This is a genomic window from Fontibacillus phaseoli, assembly GCF_003337355.1.
GTDB classification, from domain to species: domain Bacteria; phylum Bacillota; class Bacilli; order Paenibacillales; family Paenibacillaceae; genus Fontibacillus; species Fontibacillus phaseoli.
Genome location: NZ_QPJW01000001.1, coordinates 1180338 through 1200672, shown reverse-complemented (window position 1 = coordinate 1200672; position 20335 = coordinate 1180338). Strand labels below are relative to the sequence as shown.

Annotated in this window: 17 protein-coding genes, 1 pseudogene and 1 riboswitch; of the genes and pseudogenes, 5 read left to right on the top strand and 13 right to left on the bottom strand. The window is 49.2% G+C overall.

All coding sequences use genetic code 11. The features are described 5' to 3' along the window. Positions 1–183: 183 nt before the first annotated feature. Together DFP94_RS05910 and DFP94_RS05905 are read right to left on the bottom strand one after the other, a co-directional pair. Complete coding sequence (locus DFP94_RS05910) at positions 184–1275, bottom strand: DUF3900 domain-containing protein (protein WP_114495454.1); 1092 nt, start codon at positions 1273–1275, stop codon at positions 184–186. Between the two features lie 211 nt (positions 1276–1486). After that, a pseudogene (locus DFP94_RS05905) lies at positions 1487–2724 on the bottom strand (MFS transporter). A gap of 134 nt (positions 2725–2858) precedes the next feature. Between DFP94_RS05905 and DFP94_RS05900 the strand changes: the two are divergent. Both DFP94_RS05900 and xerS read left to right on the top strand, forming a co-directional pair. After that, positions 2859–3266 (top strand): MarR family winged helix-turn-helix transcriptional regulator, encoded by a 408-nt coding sequence (locus DFP94_RS05900; protein WP_114495453.1) that lies wholly within the window; start codon positions 2859–2861, stop codon positions 3264–3266. 523 nt (positions 3267–3789) lie between these two features. After that, positions 3790–4872: a tyrosine recombinase XerS gene (gene xerS, locus DFP94_RS05890; protein WP_114495452.1), complete on the top strand. Its 1083-nt coding sequence runs from the start codon at positions 3790–3792 to the stop codon at positions 4870–4872. An 89-nt stretch (positions 4873–4961) separates the two neighbouring features. On the opposite strand, the gene mobB is transcribed toward xerS, so the two are convergent. The 5 genes from mobB to DFP94_RS05865 are packed head-to-tail and all read right to left on the bottom strand — an operon-like array spanning position 4962 to position 8764. Further along, complete coding sequence (gene mobB, locus DFP94_RS05885) at positions 4962–5492, bottom strand: molybdopterin-guanine dinucleotide biosynthesis protein B (protein WP_114495451.1); 531 nt, start codon at positions 5490–5492, stop codon at positions 4962–4964. Next, complete coding sequence (locus DFP94_RS05880; protein ID WP_114495450.1) at positions 5489–6766, bottom strand: molybdopterin molybdotransferase MoeA; 1278 nt, start codon at positions 6764–6766, stop codon at positions 5489–5491. Before DFP94_RS05880 ends, mobB begins: the two co-directional genes overlap by 4 nt. Further along, positions 6763–7104, bottom strand: a complete 342-nt coding sequence (lpdD, locus tag DFP94_RS05875) for a prenylated flavin chaperone LpdD (RefSeq protein WP_114495449.1) — start codon at positions 7102–7104, stop codon at positions 6763–6765. Before lpdD ends, DFP94_RS05880 begins: the two co-directional genes overlap by 4 nt. A 35-nt stretch (positions 7105–7139) precedes the next feature. Beyond that, a complete protein-coding gene (locus tag DFP94_RS05870) occupies positions 7140–8072 on the bottom strand; it encodes a dihydroorotate dehydrogenase (protein ID WP_114495448.1) in 933 nt (310 codons plus the stop codon). Then, entirely contained in the window at positions 8069–8764 is a 696-nt protein-coding gene (locus tag DFP94_RS05865) for a dihydroorotate dehydrogenase electron transfer subunit (RefSeq protein ID WP_114495447.1), read from the bottom strand. The genes DFP94_RS05870 and DFP94_RS05865 overlap by 4 nt, the downstream gene beginning before the upstream one ends. Before the next feature lie 176 nt (positions 8765–8940). On the opposite strand from DFP94_RS05865, the gene DFP94_RS05860 reads away from it, so the two are divergent. Continuing rightward, complete coding sequence (locus DFP94_RS05860) at positions 8941–9792, top strand: polysaccharide deacetylase family protein (RefSeq protein ID WP_425459227.1); 852 nt, start codon at positions 8941–8943, stop codon at positions 9790–9792. An 87-nt stretch (positions 9793–9879) separates the two neighbouring features. Here the strand turns inward: DFP94_RS05860 and DFP94_RS05855 are convergent, their stop codons facing one another. The 4 genes from DFP94_RS05855 to DFP94_RS05840 all read right to left on the bottom strand — a co-directional run bounded on the left by DFP94_RS05855 (position 9880) and on the right by DFP94_RS05840 (position 13221). Next, complete coding sequence (locus DFP94_RS05855; RefSeq protein ID WP_114495446.1) at positions 9880–10566, bottom strand: 3D domain-containing protein; 687 nt, start codon at positions 10564–10566, stop codon at positions 9880–9882. Positions 10567–10571: 5 nt separating this feature from the next. After that, a riboswitch (cyclic di-AMP (ydaO/yuaA leader) is annotated at positions 10572–10751 on the bottom strand. A 172-nt stretch (positions 10752–10923) separates the two neighbouring features. After that, positions 10924–11646, bottom strand: a complete 723-nt coding sequence (locus tag DFP94_RS05850; RefSeq protein WP_114495445.1) for an amino acid ABC transporter ATP-binding protein — start codon at positions 11644–11646, stop codon at positions 10924–10926. Beyond that, entirely contained in the window at positions 11633–12295 is a 663-nt protein-coding gene (locus DFP94_RS05845) for an amino acid ABC transporter permease (protein ID WP_114495444.1), read from the bottom strand. Before DFP94_RS05845 ends, DFP94_RS05850 begins: the two co-directional genes overlap by 14 nt. A gap of 98 nt (positions 12296–12393) precedes the next feature. Next, positions 12394–13221, bottom strand: coding sequence for a transporter substrate-binding domain-containing protein (locus tag DFP94_RS05840; protein WP_114495443.1), 828 nt, complete (start codon positions 13219–13221; stop codon positions 12394–12396). Positions 13222–13679: 458 nt separating this feature from the next. Here DFP94_RS05840 and DFP94_RS05835 point away from each other — a divergent pair, with 458 nt between their 5' ends. Beyond that, the gene (locus DFP94_RS05835; protein WP_114495442.1) at positions 13680–15425 is read left to right on the top strand and encodes an alpha-glycosidase; all 1746 of its coding nucleotides are present in this window, start codon (positions 13680–13682) and stop codon (positions 15423–15425) included. A 61-nt stretch (positions 15426–15486) separates the two neighbouring features. On the opposite strand, the gene glgA is transcribed toward DFP94_RS05835, so the two are convergent. Both glgA and glgB read right to left on the bottom strand, forming a co-directional pair. Continuing rightward, the gene (glgA, locus tag DFP94_RS05830; RefSeq protein ID WP_114495441.1) at positions 15487–16923 is read right to left on the bottom strand and encodes a glycogen synthase GlgA; all 1437 of its coding nucleotides are present in this window, start codon (positions 16921–16923) and stop codon (positions 15487–15489) included. Then, entirely contained in the window at positions 16920–18863 is a 1944-nt protein-coding gene (gene glgB / locus DFP94_RS05825; protein WP_114495440.1) for a 1,4-alpha-glucan branching protein GlgB, read from the bottom strand. Before glgB ends, glgA begins: the two co-directional genes overlap by 4 nt. A 192-nt stretch (positions 18864–19055) precedes the next feature. Here glgB and DFP94_RS05820 point away from each other — a divergent pair, with 192 nt between their 5' ends. After that, positions 19056–20279: a glucose-1-phosphate adenylyltransferase gene (locus DFP94_RS05820; RefSeq protein ID WP_114495439.1), complete on the top strand. Its 1224-nt coding sequence runs from the start codon at positions 19056–19058 to the stop codon at positions 20277–20279. The last annotated feature ends 56 nt before the right edge of the window (positions 20280–20335 follow it).

Here is a 20335-nt window from a genome sequence, read left to right as displayed (position 1 = left end):
CTGTGTCATTGAGGAAAACTTGGTGTTATTATACGCCGATATCTAAAATTTAGTCAACAATTGATTTCCATAAATTCATAAACAAGCTGGTCAATCGGATTTAATTAATATGATTAATCATATTAATTAATGCTATGAAATATATTAAATTAATGTTATTAATTAATCAATCGTTATTAACTCTTAGAATGGCGGAAGATCGTCCTCATCCGGCTTCTTCTCCAAAATCCGCTGCGTCACCTCTTCAAACGAATCCGGCTGCAGCAGTTCAACCGGCGAAAACGCTTTGTCAAAGGTAAAGGAATTCCCTTCCAAAATGACCGCATATCTTCCATTCAGCCTGGCGATATGAATCTGATCTCCGAAGTCCCCCAATCTCCCTTTCACCAGCGTATCGCCGATGCGAAATTTCAGTTCGATCTCCGGCTTGATTTCCACGATTCGTTCCGCCGCTTCCGCGACCTGCTGCGGTTCCCACTTCGCCTGAATATCCCGCTTTTCGCTCGCTGCCCATAGCTCCAGTTCTTTTTCTACCTGCTGGCGTTCCTCTTGCGTCTCATCGGGCCACTTATTTTCGACATAAGTCTGGACGAATTCCATCACCTGTTCGTTCACGATTTCCGGAATGGACATATCATAACTGACGAATCTCAAGAAGTCTTCGAAATATTTGGCATGTGAGGATTGGTGAATCTTCAATTCCCATTCATCGTTCATCCCTTCCTCCAGCATATAGGGATAAAGGATCGACTTCATGTTCCTTGCACTGATCGCCATTTCCACCTGGCTAATCAAGCTGCGTTCATCGGAAATCCGCGCGATCTTCGGCTCGAAATCGCATTTCAGCACAAAAATGAAAGGATCGTCCGAATGCGTGGCAAGTACGGCTTGAACGACGATCAACGCTCCGCCGCGTACGGAACTGGTGTCCAGATAGCTGCGGACGAGATCATCGCACGCATTTTTATAATCTTCCTTATTGTCGGAGGCCCGCAAACGGGCGAACATGTTAAAGTTCGGATTGCTGTCCAACTCATAGCCCGGTTCCACGATAAAGCGGCCAATTTTGGTAGGAGCCTGCTCGACGGCCGGATTTTTCTCGACTTTTCGTTTGGCGATCCGTGAGAATTCCCCGTCCAGAAACTCCTTGATTTGACTGTCCAAATACTCGTACCCGTCCAGAGTTTGATAATGCTTGTAACTTTTGGCCGTCTGGCCTTCTTTACCTTCCACTTGAATGACAAAAAACGATAAATGCGTAACGCTGAAATTCATGAATGTATGGCTCCTTCTTAGGAAACTTTCCGAGGATAAACAACAACTAATTATACCACGAGCCAGAATACCGAGGGTGATAATATCGGACAAAATTCATGGCTGGTTTATTATATTGCTTCGGAAAAAGGAAGAACCCGAGCAACTGAATTGCCGAGCTCACGTAAAGTTTACATAACATTATTTATGATTACTATATTTTTAATGAGCATTAATGTCCCGCTCCCGCGTGATCCACAAGCTTCACATGATGCTGATTGCTCAGAATAAGCATCACGGACAACAAGACGAATCCGGCGCCTACGATAAAAGGAATATGCGGATTAAACCACTCCGCCAATTTACCGGCCAGAAAAGGAGCTATCGCACCGCCCAAGAAACGGAGAAAGCTGTATGCCGCAGAAGCCGTCGAACGTTCGACCGGAGAAGCGTTCATCACGGCTGCGGTGATCAACGTGTTGTTGTTCCCCAGCAGAGCGCCGGCAAAGACAACGGCTGCAATAACTACCCATTGCACATTCGTCCAAATGCCCATGGCAAGCAGTGTCATTGCGAAAAGGATCAGCATGATGCTCATGGATTTGACCGTACCGAAACGCTGTTGCAGTCTTGGCGCCATAAAAACCGACGTAAATGCCAGCAAAACTCCCCAGCCTAGAAAACGAAGCCAAGTCCGTGTTCATCCAGCCCCATAACGAATGGAGCATAAGCCATTAAGGTAAAGAAGCCGAAGTTATAAAGGCATGCGGTCAAGCCGAAAATAACAAGCGAACGGTGTCTCAAAGCACGAAACGGCTCCAGCACCGAGGTTTTGGGACGTTCTTTTTTTGAAGAATCATCCGCTTTCGGCATTAATGCACTGAGTCCAATGAAGGCCAAGACCATGAGTACGGCTACTCCAAGGAAGGGTCCTCTCCAGGTAATCGCGCCAAGCCAGCCGCCAAGTAGCGGCCCTACCGAGATACCAAGGCCTACGGCAGCTTCATACAAGATTACAGCTTGGGTAGTACCGCTGTTCGACAACGATACGATCGCCGACAAAGCCGTGGCCACAAACAGCGCATTCCCGAAGCCCCAACCGCCTCTCAATCCGATAATCGTCCAAATATTATCCGATAATCCGCCAAGTGCTGAAAAAATCGCAATCCCAATAATTCCGAGCAGCAAGGTCCACTTCATCCCCAAGCGCGATGAAATGGTGCCGGTAACCAGCATCGCTATAGCCATAACGGCGTTATAGCTAGTGAACAGCAATGTTACCTGGCTTTGGGAAGCGTTCAGATTTTCCGCGATCGCCGGCAAGATCGGATCAACCAGGCCGAGCCCCATAAAGGCGATAATTCCCGCAAAAAAAACAGCCCATACGGCTCGAGGCTGCCTGAAAAATCCGCCATCTCCCAACGTGGCCGATCCCGTACCGGGAACGGTTTGAACAACATGATTAGACATTCATGATCTCTCCCCTTACTCTATATATAGAATTCCGATAAACATTTACTTTCAAAATAACTAGTTGTATGATGAAAGTACATAATTGCATTATACAACTACAAGTAAATATGTCAACAAGCGAGGTTATGAAAATGGATGAACAAGCTTTGGATACGATTGAAGTGGAGTTGGCTGTTCTGTATCGCCGTATTTCAAACCGCAAACACGGCAATCTTGATCGCTCCGCCTATCTCCTCCTTCATCAAATCAACTTGAACGGAGCTGTCGGAGTTAAGGCGCTCGCCGATGAATTTCACCTTGACGTTTCCACGATCAGCCGGCAAACGGCTGCTTTGGAACAAAAAGGCTATGTTACGCGCACGGCCGATCCGGCGGACAGAAGAGCTTATTTTCTGCAAATCACGGAACTCGGAATACAGGAGTTGAAACAATCAAAAAAAGCCAGAACAGAGCGCATTGAGCAATTAATCCGGGATTGGACCGAAGAAGAGAAGAATATTTTCGGCGAGCTATTGACTAGATTAAACCGGACGTTTTGATTAAATCGCTTTTTTCTTTTTTTGAAAGGGTATATGGACCGATAAATGTTGGGTTACAAGAAGGGGAACTAAGTTCATTTTTGGATAAACTGTTATGAATTTTTCACATAGTGTGTTTTTCGAATTAAGATCTGCACTGCGCACTCCGTCATGTAAGCTCGCCTTGGGAAGTGTTAATCGGCGGGGTCGGGGTCGGCTTTTCCCTGCAAGAAGCACTTCAAGATCCCGAAGTACAACAAGTTATAGTGGTCGAAATCGAATAAAAAGTTATAGAATGGAACAAGGTGGAGTTGGCTCCGGTATCCGGGCATGCCCTTTTCCATCCGAAGAGTAATCTCGTGCAGGGTACATCAGCTTCTGGAGCGCAAAACGGCTTCTCCGGAAATTGCCGCCATGGTGAAATCTTCTTTCGGCAATACCCGGGTTTACGAGGTTCCTCAATCGAACGGCGAGCCGGATTACATATTTTTAGTGCAGAACTGAATCGGCGGATGCCGGGTGTTGACATTGCGGGGGTGTACAGATGAACATTCAAAAAACGATCGACCGGAAAAAGCTCGACGAGCGTATTCCTTCTATGCCTTGGTTCGTACAACAATTTATCGATTACAAGCTGCCGGACTTGTCCCCTTCCACGCTGCTTGAATATATTCGGGATTATGAGCAGTTTTTTAACTGGCTTCGGGCCGAAGGGTTGTCGGATGCCGAAGCCAACGGACAAATCACATTGAAAGATCTGGAAGTTTTGCGTATGGAAAGCATCGTCGGTTACCGGTTGCATTTAACGACCCGTACCGAGGGTACGAACGCGAAAATTACCGTTTCCCGGAAAATGTCTTCGCTACGTTCGCTTTTTCATTATTTGAGCCAGATTGCCGAGGATGAAAACTTTTATCCGCTGCTCAAACGGAACATCATGGCCAAAGTAGAGATCAAACGGATTCATAAGCCCAAGGACACGGCAGCGAAATTGAAGGGAAAAATACTGGAGGAAGACGAACTTATCGAATTTATCGCCTATATTGCCGAAGGATACGGTCAAGATATCCAGGAGAACAAACAAGCATTGCACTCCTATGAACTCAACAAAGAACGGGACGCCTGCATCGCCAGCCTGATTCTGAATTCGGGATTACGGGTATCGGAAGTCATCAACCTGAACGTGGACGATCTGGATCTGGCCAACAAGCTTCTCTATGTGTACCGAAAAGGGAATAATGATGAGACGTTCAAAACGCCGGTTTATTTTCGCGAGCAATCCAAAGACGATCTGACTCACTATTTAACCTTGAGACAGACCCGCTACCGCACGCCCAAACGGGAAAAGGCTTTGTTCGTTACGATTCCCAACGGGCAGAAGGAAGGCAAACGGATGACAAAACGGGCGATTCAGGCGATGATCATCAAGTATGCCAAGCGGTTCGGCAAACCTTATCTGACCGTGCACAAGCTACGCCATTCTTTTGCCACGGACTATTATTTGCAAAACGATATTTATAAAACCAAGGAGCAGCTTGGTCACGCTTCTACAGAGACAACCGAAGTTTATGCCCATCTCACCGACAAGACGATGTCGGAAGCAATCGAACGCAGAAGCGATACTTAAGCCGATTCATGAACGTGGACTATTTACCATTTAAAATGAAAAAGGTGGTTGGGCGGAGTTTAACTCCTGCCCAACCACCTTTTTATGTTTCAGTTTTCCGAGCGTGTTAAGATGAATTCCGCAATTCTCCGTACTTCGTCCGCATAGAAAACGAGAACTTCACTTTCCTTCACCAGAGTGTTTATGAAGATGTTGTCAGAAATGCCGATTCCTTCTTTGCTATCACGCCGGACGACGAGTGCGATCAAGCCGCTCACCTGATGGATCAAGTCCAAATCCTCCGGGGTATGGAGCAGCACGATTTTCGGATACGATTCCTGTTTGAAGCCTTCCACAAGGATTAGATCATACGATTGAAACCGTTCAATCAAGTCATGGAGCGGTGTCTCCCGTTCCTCCACCACCGCCGTTCTCCAGGGCGATGTAATTGCCGTAGCCGCGGCGCCGGCACTCCGAAGCTTATAGGTATCCGTGTCTTCCACATCGCCTTCAAAACCATGAAGATCGTGCTTGATGACCGCCGTAGAGATATTCATGCCGTTAAATATTCGCAGCAAAGAGCTAAGCAGCGTCGTTTTCCCGCTATTCTTGTATCCACAGATCTGTACGACCGGCTTCATCGTGCCCCCGGAAGTTGTAACACCGTCACTCTTTCGCCAGGCTGTACCCCGCGACTGGAAGGAGGAATGACAATGAGCACGTCGCTGTCCTTAATCGTAACCATGACGCTGGATTCATCAAGCATGGCCGGATAGGCGACGAGACGACCTTCTTCCAGTTCGAGCCTTCCCCGTACAAATCGCGTAAAATTGTTGACCTTAACATATTCCCGCCCTAACGTAGCCTGGATCTCTTTCAGGAAAGGCTGACTGATCCCTAGCATGGTTCCGATGGCCGGGCGGACAAACAACTCGAACCCGACAAAGCAGGCTCCAGGATTTCCGGACAAGGCAAACAAGAGCTTACCGTCCTTCACCGCTCCCGTTGTGACGCTGCCCGGCCTCATCGTGATCTTGTTAAAGAGCATGTCAACGTCTTCCCCGGAAACCAGATCCGCCATGATGTCGAAATCTCCGACGGAGACGCCTCCAGTCGTGACTACCATGTCGTAAAGCACAAAGGCCTCCTGCACTTTTTGCCGCGCCGTGGCTAAATCATCGGCAATCGCCTCCAGAATGTAAGGCTCTCCCCCGGCATCGCGAATCTGGCTGGCCAGCATATATGTATTGCTGTTGCGGATGCGCCCGTCTTGCAAAGGTTCCTCCACGCCCAGCAATTCCGACCCGGTTGAGAAGATCGCGACCAAAGGCCGCTTTATGACCGGAACGCTATAAATCCCAAACGTGGCAAGGACCGATATTTCCCCGGCCGACAACCGGCGCCCCTTTTCCAAAATAAGGTCGCCTTCCTTCAATTCCAGGCCTACCGGCGTAATATTGCTGCCCGATTTGATTTCTCTTTTCAACTCAATATATGCTTTCCCTTGGCTTTCCGTGGATTCCGTCATTTCGAACATCACGACGGCGTCGGCTTCATCGGGAACCTTCGCCCCCGTCATAATTCTGGCGACCGTTCCCGGAATAAGAGAAACCGAAGGCAAGCTGCCGCAAGGAATTTCATCCACGACTTCCAGAAATACCGGCTTGTCGGTGGAGCACCCTATCGTATCGTTACTAAGTAGGGCAAACCCGTCCATGCCGGACCGGCGGAAATGCGGATAAGGATGCGGGGCGTAAATATCCTCGGCGAGAATCCGCCCTTGAGCCTCAGGCAAAGCAACCCGTTCCTGCTCTCCCTTGCCGACAAAAGATAAAATCTTTGCCTGTCCTTCCTTGACGGATATAGCCTTTCGTTTGAATTTTTCATCATGGCCGTCCTGGTTTGACGCACTCATAAAGACCCCTCCGTTCTGCTTTCAGCCAGCAATTGCTCCAAGAGAGATTTCGTAATTTGTGATATTTGCTGTATTTCTTCTCTGTTCAAACCGTCATAATGGATGCCCATGACTACGGTAACGGTGCGTTGATAATACTCGGCAGCCCGCTTGGCGAGCCCGGCCGTCAACACATGTTCTTTATGCCCGGGAAGCGCCGATGTCTGTACTTCAATCCCCTGTTCCGTTAGATAAGCCGTTGAAGCCGCACCGATGTGAGCCTCTCCACCGGTCATCGTCAAGAGCAAATCCCGCCCCATAGGTATAACCTGTAGCTTGATATCGTCAAAGCTGTTCATTCGCGAGACCTCCTTGGCATTGCCTGATCTCTATTTTATAGGATGCCGCGAATTTCGTCCAAATTCGTCACATTTTGCTGCTCCATAAATACTTCCAAGCCTTCAATCAGTTGAATGCCTGCTCTTAAGTTAATAAAGTTATAAGTCCCCACTTGAATCACGGAGGCTCCCGCCATGATGAATTCGATGATATCCTCAGCGCTGGAGATGCCTCCCATGCCCATCACGGGAATGCTGACCGCCTTGCTTACCTGATGCACCATACGCAGTGCGATCGGCTTGATCGCAGGGCCCGACAGACCGGCATACTGATTATCAAATACGCTGCGGCGCTTATGGATATCGATTTTCATGGCTGAAAAAGTATTAATCAAAGAAACGCCATCCGCCCCCTCCTGTTCGCACATCACAGCCATGCCTACAATGTCTTCGGCGTTCGGGGAAAGTTTGATAACGAGCGGCAGCGAGGTGACCGCGCGGATTTCCCGCACCACTTCCCTGGCCGTTTCCGTCTGGATGCCGTAAGCCATGCCGCCGGCTTTTACGTTCGGGCAAGAAATGTTCAGCTCGATCATATCGACGGCCGTATGCCCCGCTTTTCTTCTGGCCGCTGCGTCCTCTTCGATCAAAAGAGCGCCATCCACGTAATCCTGCATGCTATTTCCGCCCAAATTAAGGATCCGCGCCGTATCCAGTTGCTCCCACCTCGGGCACTCATCGCGCAAAAATGCCGGAATCCCGGGATTTTCAAGTCCGACACTGTTCAGTAAGCCTGAAGGAGTCTCATAGACGCGTAGTCCGGAATTCCCTTCCTTCGGGTGAAGCGTAAGCCCTTTGCCGGAAATGCCGCCAAGCCGGTTTAAATCATAATACTTGCCGTACTCTTTGCCGAATCCAAACGTCCCGGAAGCCATCACGACCGGATTTTTGAAGTGTACACCAGCGATTTTACAGGACATGTCCATCATAACAACACCACCTCTTCCGCTCGAAATACGGGGCCGTCGGCACAAGCCTTTTTACGGCTGTCCTTGCACTTGACGCTACAAACGAGACATGCGCCGATACCGCAAGCCATCCGGTTTTCCAGCGACACATAAACCTGCGCTTTCGTTCCCGAATGGAGCTGCTCCCGTTGCACGGCCTCCAGCATCTTATGCGGTCCGCAGGTATAAATGGTGTCGTAAGCGTTAAAATCAACGTTGTCCAAAATCACGCCGCCGACATCGACGACGACCCGCCCCGATGTTCTGCCGCGGAATTCTTCTACCATATAAGGCTCTTTGCTGAAGCCAAGAAAGACATCCGCATCGGGTATTTGCTCCAAGGCATAATAAAACGGAGCGATGCCAATCCCTCCGCCAACGAATGCCGTCTTCCCGGCCGGTTCAGGAAACCCGTTGCCCATCGGACCTTCCAGGTTAATCCGGTCGCCTGCCTTCAGCCTGGAGAACAGCTCCGTCCCTTCTCCGGCAACGAGATAAAGAAACTCTATCCTGTCTTCGATTATATTAAATATACTCAGCGGCCTGGAGAGCAAAGGATAACGATCCCATGCCCGCAGCATATAAAATTGTCCCATATTTCCGGCAAAATTGCCTGCTACGGCTAGCCGGTAGACCCCCGCCGCAACCTGCTCGTTAAAGAGAACTTCCGACATGATTTTTCTCTCCTCTCACTGTAAAGCCCAACACTTAGCTTTATGCTTCATTATAAGATGCAATTTTTCAGCCCTTCGAGTCTGTGAGGAATGTCACATTCAAGTTTCACATAACTTCGGGAAATCCTGGGCATACCTATGCATATTACGGTTTCCGGGTAAAGGAGGTTTTTACTATGTTCGGAACAGTCAAAAAGCGGTGGAAAGCCGCTGGAGCCGCCTTGATCCTGAAGGCTTTGTTCTTTTTTGTCGTCTGCCCAGCCCCCGGAGAAGCGTCGTCCTTGATGCTGTCAGCGAAGCCAAGCAGTACGAAGATTATGAAGACCGACGATACGAAACCTGCCGCCGTTACCGCAGAAAAGAGTACCAAGCCGCTAAATCTGGGAGAACTGCGGAGGAAGTATTCCGAAACGTTCAAATTCCGGGGTCCGGAAGTGAAGCAGGTCGCTTTGACCTTCGACGATGTACCCGATCCGCGCTTTACGCCCCAAGTGCTGGATGCGCTCCGGAAAGAGGGCGTCAAAGCCACTTTTTTCGTCGTCGGTCACCGGGCCAAAAAGAACCCGAACCTGCTTCGTAAAATCCACCAGGAAGGCCACATTATCGGCAACCATTCCTATAGCCATCCTCAGTTCAAAAACCGGTCACTAAAGCAGTTTCGAACCGAAATTCTAAGAACCGAAAAGATCATTGCCAACATCGTCGGTTACCGACCGAAGCTGATACGCCCTCCTTATGGGGAAATCAACGAGGAACAAGTCAAGTGGGCCAAGAAAAACGGCTATACGATCGTAAACTGGAACGTAGACTCCCTGGATTGGAAGGGGCTTGATGCGGAGAAGGTGAAACAGAACGTACTCCAGGCCGTCGGGCCGGGATCTATCGTGCTCCAGCATGCCGGCGGCGGCACGGGATCCGATTTATCCGGAACGATTCAAGCCTTGCCCGAGATTATCCATACGCTTAAAGCACGAGGTTATCATTTCGTAACGCTTCCCGAGTTGTTACATATCTCGAAATCAAAATGAGGTATGCCCATATCCTTCATCTTCTGCACTTGTCCGACGACAAAAAACAGCTTCCGAAACGGAAGCTGTTTGCTCTGACTTATTAATTTATTTTATAACGTAAAGCTTGACGTCCTGAAATCCGAAGTGGCTGACGGACTGCTGACTGCCCGGAATGAAAATATCGATGCGGTTGCCTTTAATGGCTCCACCCTGGTCGGTTGCGGTCGCCACGAAGGCTTTCTTCGGCAAGTTGGCATGGGAGTGGCCCGTCACCAGCACTTTTGTGCCCATTGGAATCACTTTGGGATCCACCGCAATCGTACCCAGTTGCAAAGGATCACCGAAATAATCCACCGCTCCCCACTTGCCGTTCTCGCCGGCAGCGGAAGAATAAGCCGTTGCTTTAACATCGATCGTTTTGGTATAAGAAAAAGATTTGCCCCAGGCTTCGACAACCTGATCGGACGTCGAGACTTTCAAGGCAGGCAACGTTTGCGGGCTTTGAGTTTCGTTTGCACTGGCGGAAGCCATCGAAACTATGGAATTTGATCCGGTTCCCGGAATGACGATATCCAAACCGCCGTAAACGTTGGTTGCATTGACACCCGGATTTGCACTTATCAGCTTGTTCATATCGACGCCGTACTTCTTGGCGAGAAGGTAAAAGGTGTCTCCCTCCTTCGCTTTATGTATCGAATCCGCATGAACAGGAATACTTTGTAACGCCCCTGCCAAACCTACTGCAATGATAGCCGCCTTTACGGCACATGCCATCTTCTTATGTTTGTTCATGATGTTCCTCCCTTTACTTTCGCCTGCGGAGTTAGTTGTCGGGTTCGGGAAAAAGGATTGGTTCCCTGCGTCGTCTCTTACGCTTCACCCCAAGAAAGCTGTTTATGTTAAACCTTGCATAAATCAGCAGTTCGGCAAATCGTCCCCCGCACCTGCTTCAAGGCAGGTTTTGGCCTAATCAATATATCACAATTTTGTAACCAAAATACGATGCAAATGTTTCCATGCTTTGTTAAACGGCGTCCGGACAACGGAAATTGTTCTTTGCTTCGATGACAATTTAGTAAGAGGATGACATAATAACACCAAAAACCGCCGTAAAATTTACCGGCGGTTTTTGGTATCTCATAGTTGGTATTACAGCACTTTGCTGAGAAAATCCTGAGTACGCTGATGCTTCGGCGAACCGAACACTTCCTGCGGCGTGCCTTGCTCCATAATGACGCCTTGATCCATGAACAGGATCCGGTCGCCCACTTCGCGGGCAAAGCCCATTTCGTGCGTCACGATCACCATGGTCATGCCTTTGTCGGCGAGGTTCTTCATGACGTCCAGCACTTCGCCGACCATTTCCGGATCCAGCGCCGAAGTCGGCTCGTCGAACAGCATGACGTGCGGCTCCATCGCAAGCGCGCGGGCAATGGCGATCCGCTGCTTTTGTCCTCCGGACAGCTGCGAGGGATAAGCGTCCCGCTTGTCCTCCAATCCGACCGTCCGCAGCAAATCCATGGCGAGGATTTCCGCTTTGCCCTTGTCGATTTTCTTCACGCGGATCGGAGCCATCGTAATGTTGTCGATGACGCTTTTGTGGGGAAATAAATTAAACTGCTGAAACACCATCCCCATTTTTTCCCGGGTTTTATTGATGTTATGGCGTTTTTCGGTAATCGATTCACCCTCAAATGTAATTCCGCCTTCACTCGGCTCCTCCAGCAGATTCAGGCAGCGCAGAAAGGTACTCTTGCCCGATCCGCTGGGTCCGATAACAACAACGACCTCCCCTTTTGCGATTTCCAAGTCGATGCCTTTCAGAATGTGAAGCTGACCGAACTTTTTATGCAAATTTTTAACGGTAATCACTAGCTCTCAACTTCCTTTCGAACAGACCCAGAATGCGGGACAATGTGAATGTCAAAATAAAGTACATGATGGCAACAATCAGGTATGGCGTCATGCCGTCATAAGTAATGGTAACCACGGCACCGGACTGGAACATGAGTTCCGTAATCCCGATAAACGATACGATCGAAGATTCCTTGATAATCGTGACAAATTCGTTACCGATGGCCGGAAGCACCGATTTGATCGCTTGCGGAACGATGATAAAGCGCAGCGACATCCACCGGCTCATCCCCAGAGAGCGTGCCGCTTCCCCTTGGCCGCGGTCCACTCCCTGAATTCCGGCGCGGAAAATTTCCGCCAGATAAGCCGAGCTATTAATAGACAGCGTAATCGCACCGGATTGAATCGGCGAAAAATTGATGTTGAAGGCTGTAGAAAAACCGTAATGAATAATTAACAACTGCACAAGCATCGGGGTTCCGCGCAAGAATTCAACCCAAGCATGGCCGATAAAGCGGACAATTCTCCAGGGAGACATCCGCAAAAGAGTGATGATTAAACCTAAAATAAAACCGCAGAGCACCCCCAGAGCCGCCAGAAGCAGCGTGTACTGCAAACCGGTCAGAAAATAACTGCGGTACTCCCAAAACATCGTAAAAAGCTCCATGTCCCAATCATTCCTCCTATTTTACCTCAAAAGCCTTGACAAAAAAAACAGAAAATAGCGAATAGGCTCCGCTATTTTCTGCAACAATCGGTCCGTGATTATTTTTCGGCAAGCGCGCTAGCCTCGGTAACGAATTTATCGATCGAGCCGTCGCTCAGAAGACGGTCAAGCGTCGCGTTAACCTGATCCAGCATTTCCTTGTTGCCTTTTTTCACGCCGACGACATAGCCTTCGTCCTCAGTGACCGGTTTGGCGTCAGTGATGCTGATGCCGTCTACGTTTTTGACGAACGATTCGGCAACGGGTCCTTCGATAATCGCTACATCCACGCGGCCCGATTTCAGTTGCATAATGATATCGTTGATTTTTCCGAGGGAAGTCAGCTTGGCATTGGGTACCGTCTTGGCCATATCTTCTTGGATGGAACCTTTCTGTACGCCGATTTTCAAACCTTCCAGTGACTCCATCGACCCGTACTTATCTTTGTTTTCCGTAAGTGAAACGATGGACTGCTCGGCTTTGTAATAAATTTTGGACATATCGATTTGCTTCGCACGCTCCGGTTTCGGGCTAAGACCCGAAATGACCAGGTCTACACGTCCGCTTTCCAGTTCATTCAGCAGGGAATCGAACTGCATATCCTTGATTTCCAGCTCGGCGCCAAGATCCTTGGCGATTTCTTTGGCGATTTCAATATCGAAACCGACGATTTCGTTATCGCCTTTCTCGTTCTTGATCTTGAATTCATACGGCGGGAAATCCGCGCTCGTACCGATAATCAGCTTCTTGGAGGCTGCTCCGTTATTGGCCGCTCCCTGGTTATTCGCCGGGATGTTGCCGGCAGCGTTATTCTTATTTTGTCCGCATGCGGCAAGTACGGTTGTCACCATCATTAGCGCTACAATTAAAATACCCCATTTTTTCATCTGTTTCTCTCCCGTCAGAAAATATTTATGTTCAACAATTAATTTACTGGGCTAATTATAAATCAACCTGCATATATATGCAAAGAATTTTTCTTTATGATTTCACACATATTTTTTACAAATAGGAATCCTAGCCCTTTTTAATAAAACTCCGGTCAATTCGGCATGAATGTTACTTCCCTGTGTAATTTCAATATTCATCATAAAATTTTACAATAAACTCAGATGATCCTTCATTATATTCCCCTATTCCTGGCCAATATAACAAATAAGTCTTTTGCATCCCGAATGTATTTTTATTAAAATTTATAATTTTTAAATATAGGCGAACTCTTCGGTCAAAATGAACATACATGGGTAAAGTGTGGGAATAATGGTTCATATCAGGCCTCATTTGGTTATTAATTAGCTGAAAAACATGACTCGTTTTTTCAAGTTACGTTAAGGAGGTGGCCCTTGTGCTGCTAGAAGCTTTGTACCATGTACCGCGGGATAAATGGGCCTATGCCTACGACACTGCAACGATACATCTGCGGGTGCGAACCAAACGGGACGATGTTGAACAAGTATTTGCGATGACGGGCGATAAATATGACTGGGATGGAACATATCAGGAAATCCCGATGGAAAAAGCGGCCCACGACCGGATATTCGATTACTGGGAGGCCGCCGTAAAGCCCAGATTCAAACGCCTTTCCTACGCTTTTAAACTGATTGCAGGTTCTGAAACCGTATATATGATGGATACGGGCATTCAGCACGAAGGTCCGACACCGCCGGGCGAACTTTACGAATTTCCGTATATTCATGAAATCGACCTATTCAAAGTACCGGAATGGGCCAAGAAAGCGGTGTTTTATCAAATTATGCCCGAACGGTTCGCCAACGGCGACCCCTCCAATGATCCCGATCATGTTCAGGCTTGGGGCGGCAAGCCGGCCGGCGATAACTTTTTCGGCGGCGATCTGAAAGGCGTCCTCGAGCACCTCGATGACCTGATTGATCTGGGCATTAATGCGATCTATTTTACGCCGCTCTTCGTATCCCCTTCCAACCACAAATACGATACCGTGGATTACAAAAAGGTCGATCCCCAATTCGGAGACAACGAGCTGTTAAAAGAGGTCGTGGGTGCGTGCCATGACCGCGGGATCAGGGTCGTGCTCGATGCCGTATTCAACCACTGCGGCGAACAATTCCCCCCTTTTCAGGACGTGCTCCGAAATGGTGCAGGCTCTAAATACGCGGACTGGTTTCATATTAATGAGTTTCCCGCTCAAATCAAAGACGGGATTCCAACGTATGATACCTTCGGCTTTTTCGGCAATATGCCCAAATTCAATACCGCGAATCCCGAAGTCAAGGAGTATTTGCTCGGCGTCGCAGAGTACTGGATCCGTGAAATCAAGCTCGACGGCTGGCGTCTCGACGTAGCCAACGAGGTCGACCACCATTTCTGGCGCGATTTCCGCAAAGTCGTCAAAGAGGCCAACCCGGAAGCCTACATTATCGGCGAAGTTTGGAGCGATTCCCTCACCTGGCTGCTTGGAGACCAGTTCGATTCCGTAATGAACTATCCGTTTGCCGACAAGGTGCTGGAGTTTTTCAACGGCGGCATGGACGGCTACAACTTTTCGAACGAAATGGGTTCATTGATTATGCGCTACCCTCAGCAGACGAATGAAGTAGTATTCAACATGTTGTGCAGTCATGACACCCCTCGATTGTTGACCCGGGTGGGCAGCGACAAAAGGAAACTGAAGCTATGCGTCGTTTTCCTGTTTACTTACATCGGCACGCCTTGCATTTTTTACGGCGATGAGGTCGGAATTACGGGTGAGGGTGACCCTGATTGCCGGAAATGCATGGAATGGGATCCCAGGAAGCAGGACCGGGAGCTATACGATTTTTATAAAATGATGATCGCGCTGCGCAAGGAACACGGCGCCCTCCGTCAAGGACGTTTCCGCTTTCTGCAGGCGAACCCGAACGACCCATGCATCGTTTATGAACGAATGGACGAACGCATGCATTTTACGATCTGGATGAACAACACCGGAAAATACCGTACGCTCTCCCATCCCATGGAAACAGAAGACTGGCGGGATGCGCTGTCCGAGGTGAAAGTAAAACCCAAGGACGGAATGATGAATATCGGGCTCGACCCGTTCGGATTCCGGATTCTGTACCGCAAATTAAAATAACCGCGCATAAAAAATCCCCCTGTTCGAAGCCATCCTTCGAATAGGGGGATTTTTGGGGTCTTTAAGGCTTCTGAGTAATTTGTTTGTAAATATCGATATACGCTTCCGCCGAGCTGTTCCAACTGTAATCTCCGGCAAAAGCGTTAGCCACGATCCTTTTCCAATCTTCCGGACGATGATAGAACGAGACGCTTCTACGCAGCGTATGCAGCAGATCATGGGCATTGAAATTCTGGAAGGTGAATCCGTTGCCTTCCCCCGTAAATTCATTGTAAGCATGCACCGTATCATTCAGCCCGCCGGTTTCCCGGACGACCGGGATGCTGCCGTACCGCAGCGCCAACAATTGGCTGATGCCGCAAGGTTCAAACCGCGACGGCATCAGAAACAGATCGCTTCCGGCATAGATCCGGCGGGATAATCCGTCGCTGAATTTAATCTGGACCGACAGCTTCTCCGGATGCCGGTATCCGGCTTCCTTGAACCAATCTTCATAGGCGCGGTCTCCGGTACCCAGGACGACGAATTGAACTTCGTCAAAATGCAGCCACTCATCCATAATCCGGGTGACCAAATCGAGTCCCTTCGGCTCCACGAGCCGGGTAATCATCCCAATCAACGGAATTTCCGGAGCTACGGGCAGACCGAGTTCCCGCTGTAGAACGGCTTTGTTTTCCCGCTTCTTGGCCAGGCTTGTTCGGTAGCGGACCGCAAGCTCGTGATCGGTTGACGGATTGTACAGCTTCACGTCGACTCCGTTAACAATGCCCGACATCCGGTCTCCGAGCGAGCGGAGCAAACCGTCCATGCCGTAACCGTAATGCTCAGTCCGAATCTCGGAAGCATAAGTCGGACTCACGGTCGTTACATGATCGGCGAACACCAGGCCCGCTTTCATGAAGCTGACATTCCCGTTATACTCCACACCATCTGTCGTAAAATAGCCGTGCGGCAAGCTCAGCAAGTCGCCGAGCACCTCATATGGGAAAATCCCCTGATACAGCAAGTTGTGAATGGTAAAGACGGTCCGGATGTCCGCATACTCAGGATTCCACCGATAATGCTCCTGCAGCAGCAGCGGAATCATTGCGGTATGCCAATCATGACAATGCAGCACATCCGGGAAGAAATCAATGGCCGGAAGGATTTCCAGCACGGCCCGGTTCAAATAGGCGAACCGTTCGCCATCATCCCAATAGCCGTACACCCCGTCCCGGCCAAAATAATATTCGTTGTCGATAAAATAAACCGGCACACCGTCCCAAACCAGATACTGTATACCGCCGTATTGTTGACGCCATCCTACAGGAACCGTCACTTCGCCCAGATGCTGCAACATCTCGGTATAAGCGGCCGGGATATCTTTGTATTTGGGCAACACGACCCTGACGTCATGCCCCGCCTGCTTAAGCGCTTTGGGCAAAGCCCCGATCACGTCGGCCAGTCCCCCGGTTTTAATGAACGGCCCCGCTTCGGCCGCAGCGAATAATATTTTCATTTTTTCTTCCTCCCTAGCGATGTCGGTTTTGCCGTTGCCGCAACTGCGGTTCGTTTCCAGATCGAAAAGCTAAGCGGCGGCAGGGTCAATTCCAGACTGTCCTTCTGGTTATGCCAAGAGATTTTTTCGCTCATCACGCCCCGCTTGTTCGTTAGTCCACTGCCTCCGAACTCCGGAAGTTGACTGTTGAATATTTCTTCGTACAAGCCGGCTTTAGGAACGCCCAGGCGGTATGGAGTTCGCGTTAGCGGCTGAAAATTAATGATGACAAGCAGCGTATCTTTGACCTTTTTTCCAATACGCAAATAACAAATTACGCTCTGATCCGCGTCATCCGCATTAATCCACTGGTAGCCTTCAAAGGTATGGTCCAGCTCCCAAAGCGCCGGTTCCCGCAAGTACAGATGATTCAAATCCGCCGCATACTTCTGCATTTTCTTGTGCGACTCGTACTCAAGCAGGAACCAATCCAATTCCCCTTTATCCCGCCATTCGATAAACTGGCCGAACTCCCCGCCCATAAACATCAGTTTCTTGCCTGGAGAGGTCATCTGATAACCAAGCAGCAGCCGGAGTCCGGCAAATTTCTCCTCATAAGTGCCCGGCATTTTGTCCAGCAGCGATTTCTTGCCATGGACCACCTCGTCATGGGAGAGAGGCAGCGTGAAATTTTCTGAATAAGCGTAGCAAATCGGAAACGTAAGCAAATGGTGGCGCTTGGGCCGGTCAATGAACGGCGTTTCCACGTACGCAAGCGTGTCATTCATCCATCCCATATTCCATTTGTAATTAAATCCTAGCCCGCCTTCATGTACCGGGGCCGTAACGAGCGGCCAGGCGCTGGATTCCTCCGCCATCATCAAGGCATGGGGAAAATATCGGAACACCGCCTCATTCAACTGCTGCAGGAAAGATATCGCCTCCAAATTTTCAACACCGCCGCGCTCGTTCCTTGTATATTGGCCCTCCGATTTCTCGAAGTCCAGACGCAGCATACTGGTTACGGCATCCACGCGCAGTCCGTCAAAATGATACAGTTCGAGCCAATAAAGCGCATTGGAGATCAGAAAAGCCCGGACTTCCGGCTTGCCGAAATCGAAGCTAAGCGTTCCCCATCCCGGTTTCTCCGCCTTGGCCGGATCACCGTATTCGAACTGCGCCGTGCCGTCGAACATGCGCAACCCATGGGCATCTTTCGTAAAATGTCCCGGAACCCAATCGAGCAGCACCCCGATCCCCGCCGCATGGCAGCGGTCCACGAAATACATCAGATCCTTCGGTTCCCCGAACCGGCTGGTCGGGGCATAATAACCCGTAGCCTGATAGCCCCAGGATAAATCATAAGGATGCTCGGTCAGGGGCATAATTTCGATATGCGTGTAGCCCATTTGTTCGACGTATGGAATAAGGAGGTCGGCCATTTCCCGATAAGTGTAGAGACTTCCGTCTTCCCGCTGTTTCCAGGTCCCGAAATGGAGTTCATATATGTTCAGCGGTCTTTGGTAAGGAGCACGTTTTCTCCGCCTCCAGGCCGCATCTCCCCAAGAGTAACCATCAATCGATTTTACGACGGAGGCGGTAGCTGGTCTTACTTCTGCAAAAAAAGCATAGGGGTCGGATTTCAGAAATTTATTGCCGTCCGGTCCCGTGATCTCATACTTGTAAAAAGTTCCTTCCGGCACCCCGGGGAAAAAGCGAGTCCAAATCCCGGAATCGGGTATCTTATATAATAAATCATTTTCCCCGTTCCAACCGTTCCAATCGGAGGCCAGGGAGACTTGAAGCGCGGCTGGCGCCCAAACCGTGAACCGGACCCCGGAAAGGTTGTTTTCTTTCGTAACATGTGCGCCAAAAGTCCGGTAACTTTGGTACAGCGTTCCTTCATGAAACAAATAAATATCTGTCCCGGATAAAACATCGTTATTCAATGATTCAGACAATTGATCACCTGCTTTTATGTATAGTCCCACTTAAATATTTACCCAAAAATCCAGGAAACTGAACAACAAAATTTAGAAATGAAAAAATAAATGTAATATTTTCTTCAGTTTTCCATAATTCTAGTTTCAACCACATTATATCTCGTTTATGTATGTACTACACAGACGAAACCTTACGGGAGGGAAACGAAAATGAAAAAGAAAGACTGTATTGCTATGCTGCTGGCCGGTGGTGAGGGTAGACGATTGTCTCCGCTTACGTCCAAACTCGCCAAACCCGCCGTTCCTTTTGGCGGCCATTATCGAATCATCGATTTTCCTCTCAGCAATTGCGTTAATTCAGGTATTGATACGATCGGTGTACTTACCCAATATGAAGCAGAGTCCTTGCATGAACATATCGGAGAAGGAGAGGCCTGGAACCTTCCGCGATGTGCTGACAACGGAATTTCGCTGCTTCCTTCTTACAACGCAGGCGTAGAGGAGTATGCAGGAACTGCAGACGCTATTTTCAAGAATATCGAGTATGTGGACAGTCATGAACCGGAAAATGTACTGATTTTGTCGGGAGACCATATTTATCATATGGATTACCGCGAAATGCTCCAGTTCCATATTTCTTCCGAAGCATCAGCGACGATTTCCGTAATGCCTGTTCCATGGGATGAGGCTCACCGCTTCGGCGTCATGTCCACGGACGAACAATCGAGAATTACGGAATTTGCCGAGAAACCGGAAAAACCCGCCAGTAACCTGGCTTCGATGGGCATTTATTTGTTTAAATGGGATTTCCTTAAACAGCATTTGATCGAAGACGCCATGAACGAAAACTCCAGCCATGATTTCGGGAAAGACGTGATCCCGAAAATGCTGGCCGGCGAAAGACCGCTGCACGCTTATGAATTCAAAGGCTACTGGCGCGATGTGGGAACTGTTCAAAGTCTGTGGGAAGCCCATATGGACCTGCTTGCCAAAGACTCCGACTGGAAGTTTTTGAATGAAGCTTGGCCAATGTATACCCGGGATCAAGCCAGCTCCAAGCCAAGGGCTTTGAAAACGCGCAGCGTTCAGACCAAGAGTTCCCTGATCCACGATTGCTGTGCACTTGAAGGTTATTCAGAGCGTTCTGTGCTCTTTGTAGGAACAGAGGTCGGCCGCTACACCAAAATCAAGGATAGCGTGATCATGCCTAACGCCCGCATTGGACGCGGTGCTTTAATCGAGCGGGCGATCATCGGCGAAGGTGCGGTGATCCATGACGGTGCGGTAATCAAAGGCACGGCGGATGAAATTATCGTCATTGGTCCGTACGAAACCGTGGTAGCCAAACCCGCCCTACGCCCTCAGCCTTCCCGCCTGTTGAAGGAAGTATACGACAAGACGGCCCGCTTGCGCGCCGAAGGCTTGTCGTCCTAACAGCATCATCATTGTTTCTTTATATATAGAAAGGGTGTCAGCCAAGTTGTCTTGGC

What these genes read in the sequence shown, in the direction of transcription:
- DFP94_RS05910 (WP_114495454.1), bottom strand. Translation starts at nt 1,275, where the DNA reads ATGAATTTCAGCGTTACGCATTTATCGTTTTTTGTCATTCAAGTGGAA.
- DFP94_RS05900 (WP_114495453.1), top strand. Translation starts at nt 2,859, where the DNA reads ATGGATGAACAAGCTTTGGATACGATTGAAGTGGAGTTGGCTGTTCTG.
- xerS (WP_114495452.1), top strand. Translation starts at nt 3,790, where the DNA reads ATGAACATTCAAAAAACGATCGACCGGAAAAAGCTCGACGAGCGTATT.
- mobB (WP_114495451.1), bottom strand. Translation starts at nt 5,492, where the DNA reads ATGAAGCCGGTCGTACAGATCTGTGGATACAAGAATAGCGGGAAAACG.
- DFP94_RS05880 (WP_114495450.1), bottom strand. Translation starts at nt 6,766, where the DNA reads ATGAGTGCGTCAAACCAGGACGGCCATGATGAAAAATTCAAACGAAAG.
- lpdD (WP_114495449.1), bottom strand. Translation starts at nt 7,104, where the DNA reads ATGAACAGCTTTGACGATATCAAGCTACAGGTTATACCTATGGGGCGG.
- DFP94_RS05870 (WP_114495448.1), bottom strand. Translation starts at nt 8,072, where the DNA reads ATGATGGACATGTCCTGTAAAATCGCTGGTGTACACTTCAAAAATCCG.
- DFP94_RS05865 (WP_114495447.1), bottom strand. Translation starts at nt 8,764, where the DNA reads ATGTCGGAAGTTCTCTTTAACGAGCAGGTTGCGGCGGGGGTCTACCGG.
- DFP94_RS05860 (WP_425459227.1), top strand. Translation starts at nt 8,941, where the DNA reads ATGTTCGGAACAGTCAAAAAGCGGTGGAAAGCCGCTGGAGCCGCCTTG.
- DFP94_RS05855 (WP_114495446.1), bottom strand. Translation starts at nt 10,566, where the DNA reads ATGAACAAACATAAGAAGATGGCATGTGCCGTAAAGGCGGCTATCATT.
- DFP94_RS05845 (WP_114495444.1), bottom strand. Translation starts at nt 12,295, where the DNA reads ATGGAGCTTTTTACGATGTTTTGGGAGTACCGCAGTTATTTTCTGACC.
- DFP94_RS05840 (WP_114495443.1), bottom strand. Translation starts at nt 13,221, where the DNA reads ATGAAAAAATGGGGTATTTTAATTGTAGCGCTAATGATGGTGACAACC.
- glgA (WP_114495441.1), bottom strand. Translation starts at nt 16,923, where the DNA reads ATGAAAATATTATTCGCTGCGGCCGAAGCGGGGCCGTTCATTAAAACC.
- DFP94_RS05820 (WP_114495439.1), top strand. Translation starts at nt 19,056, where the DNA reads ATGAAAAAGAAAGACTGTATTGCTATGCTGCTGGCCGGTGGTGAGGGT.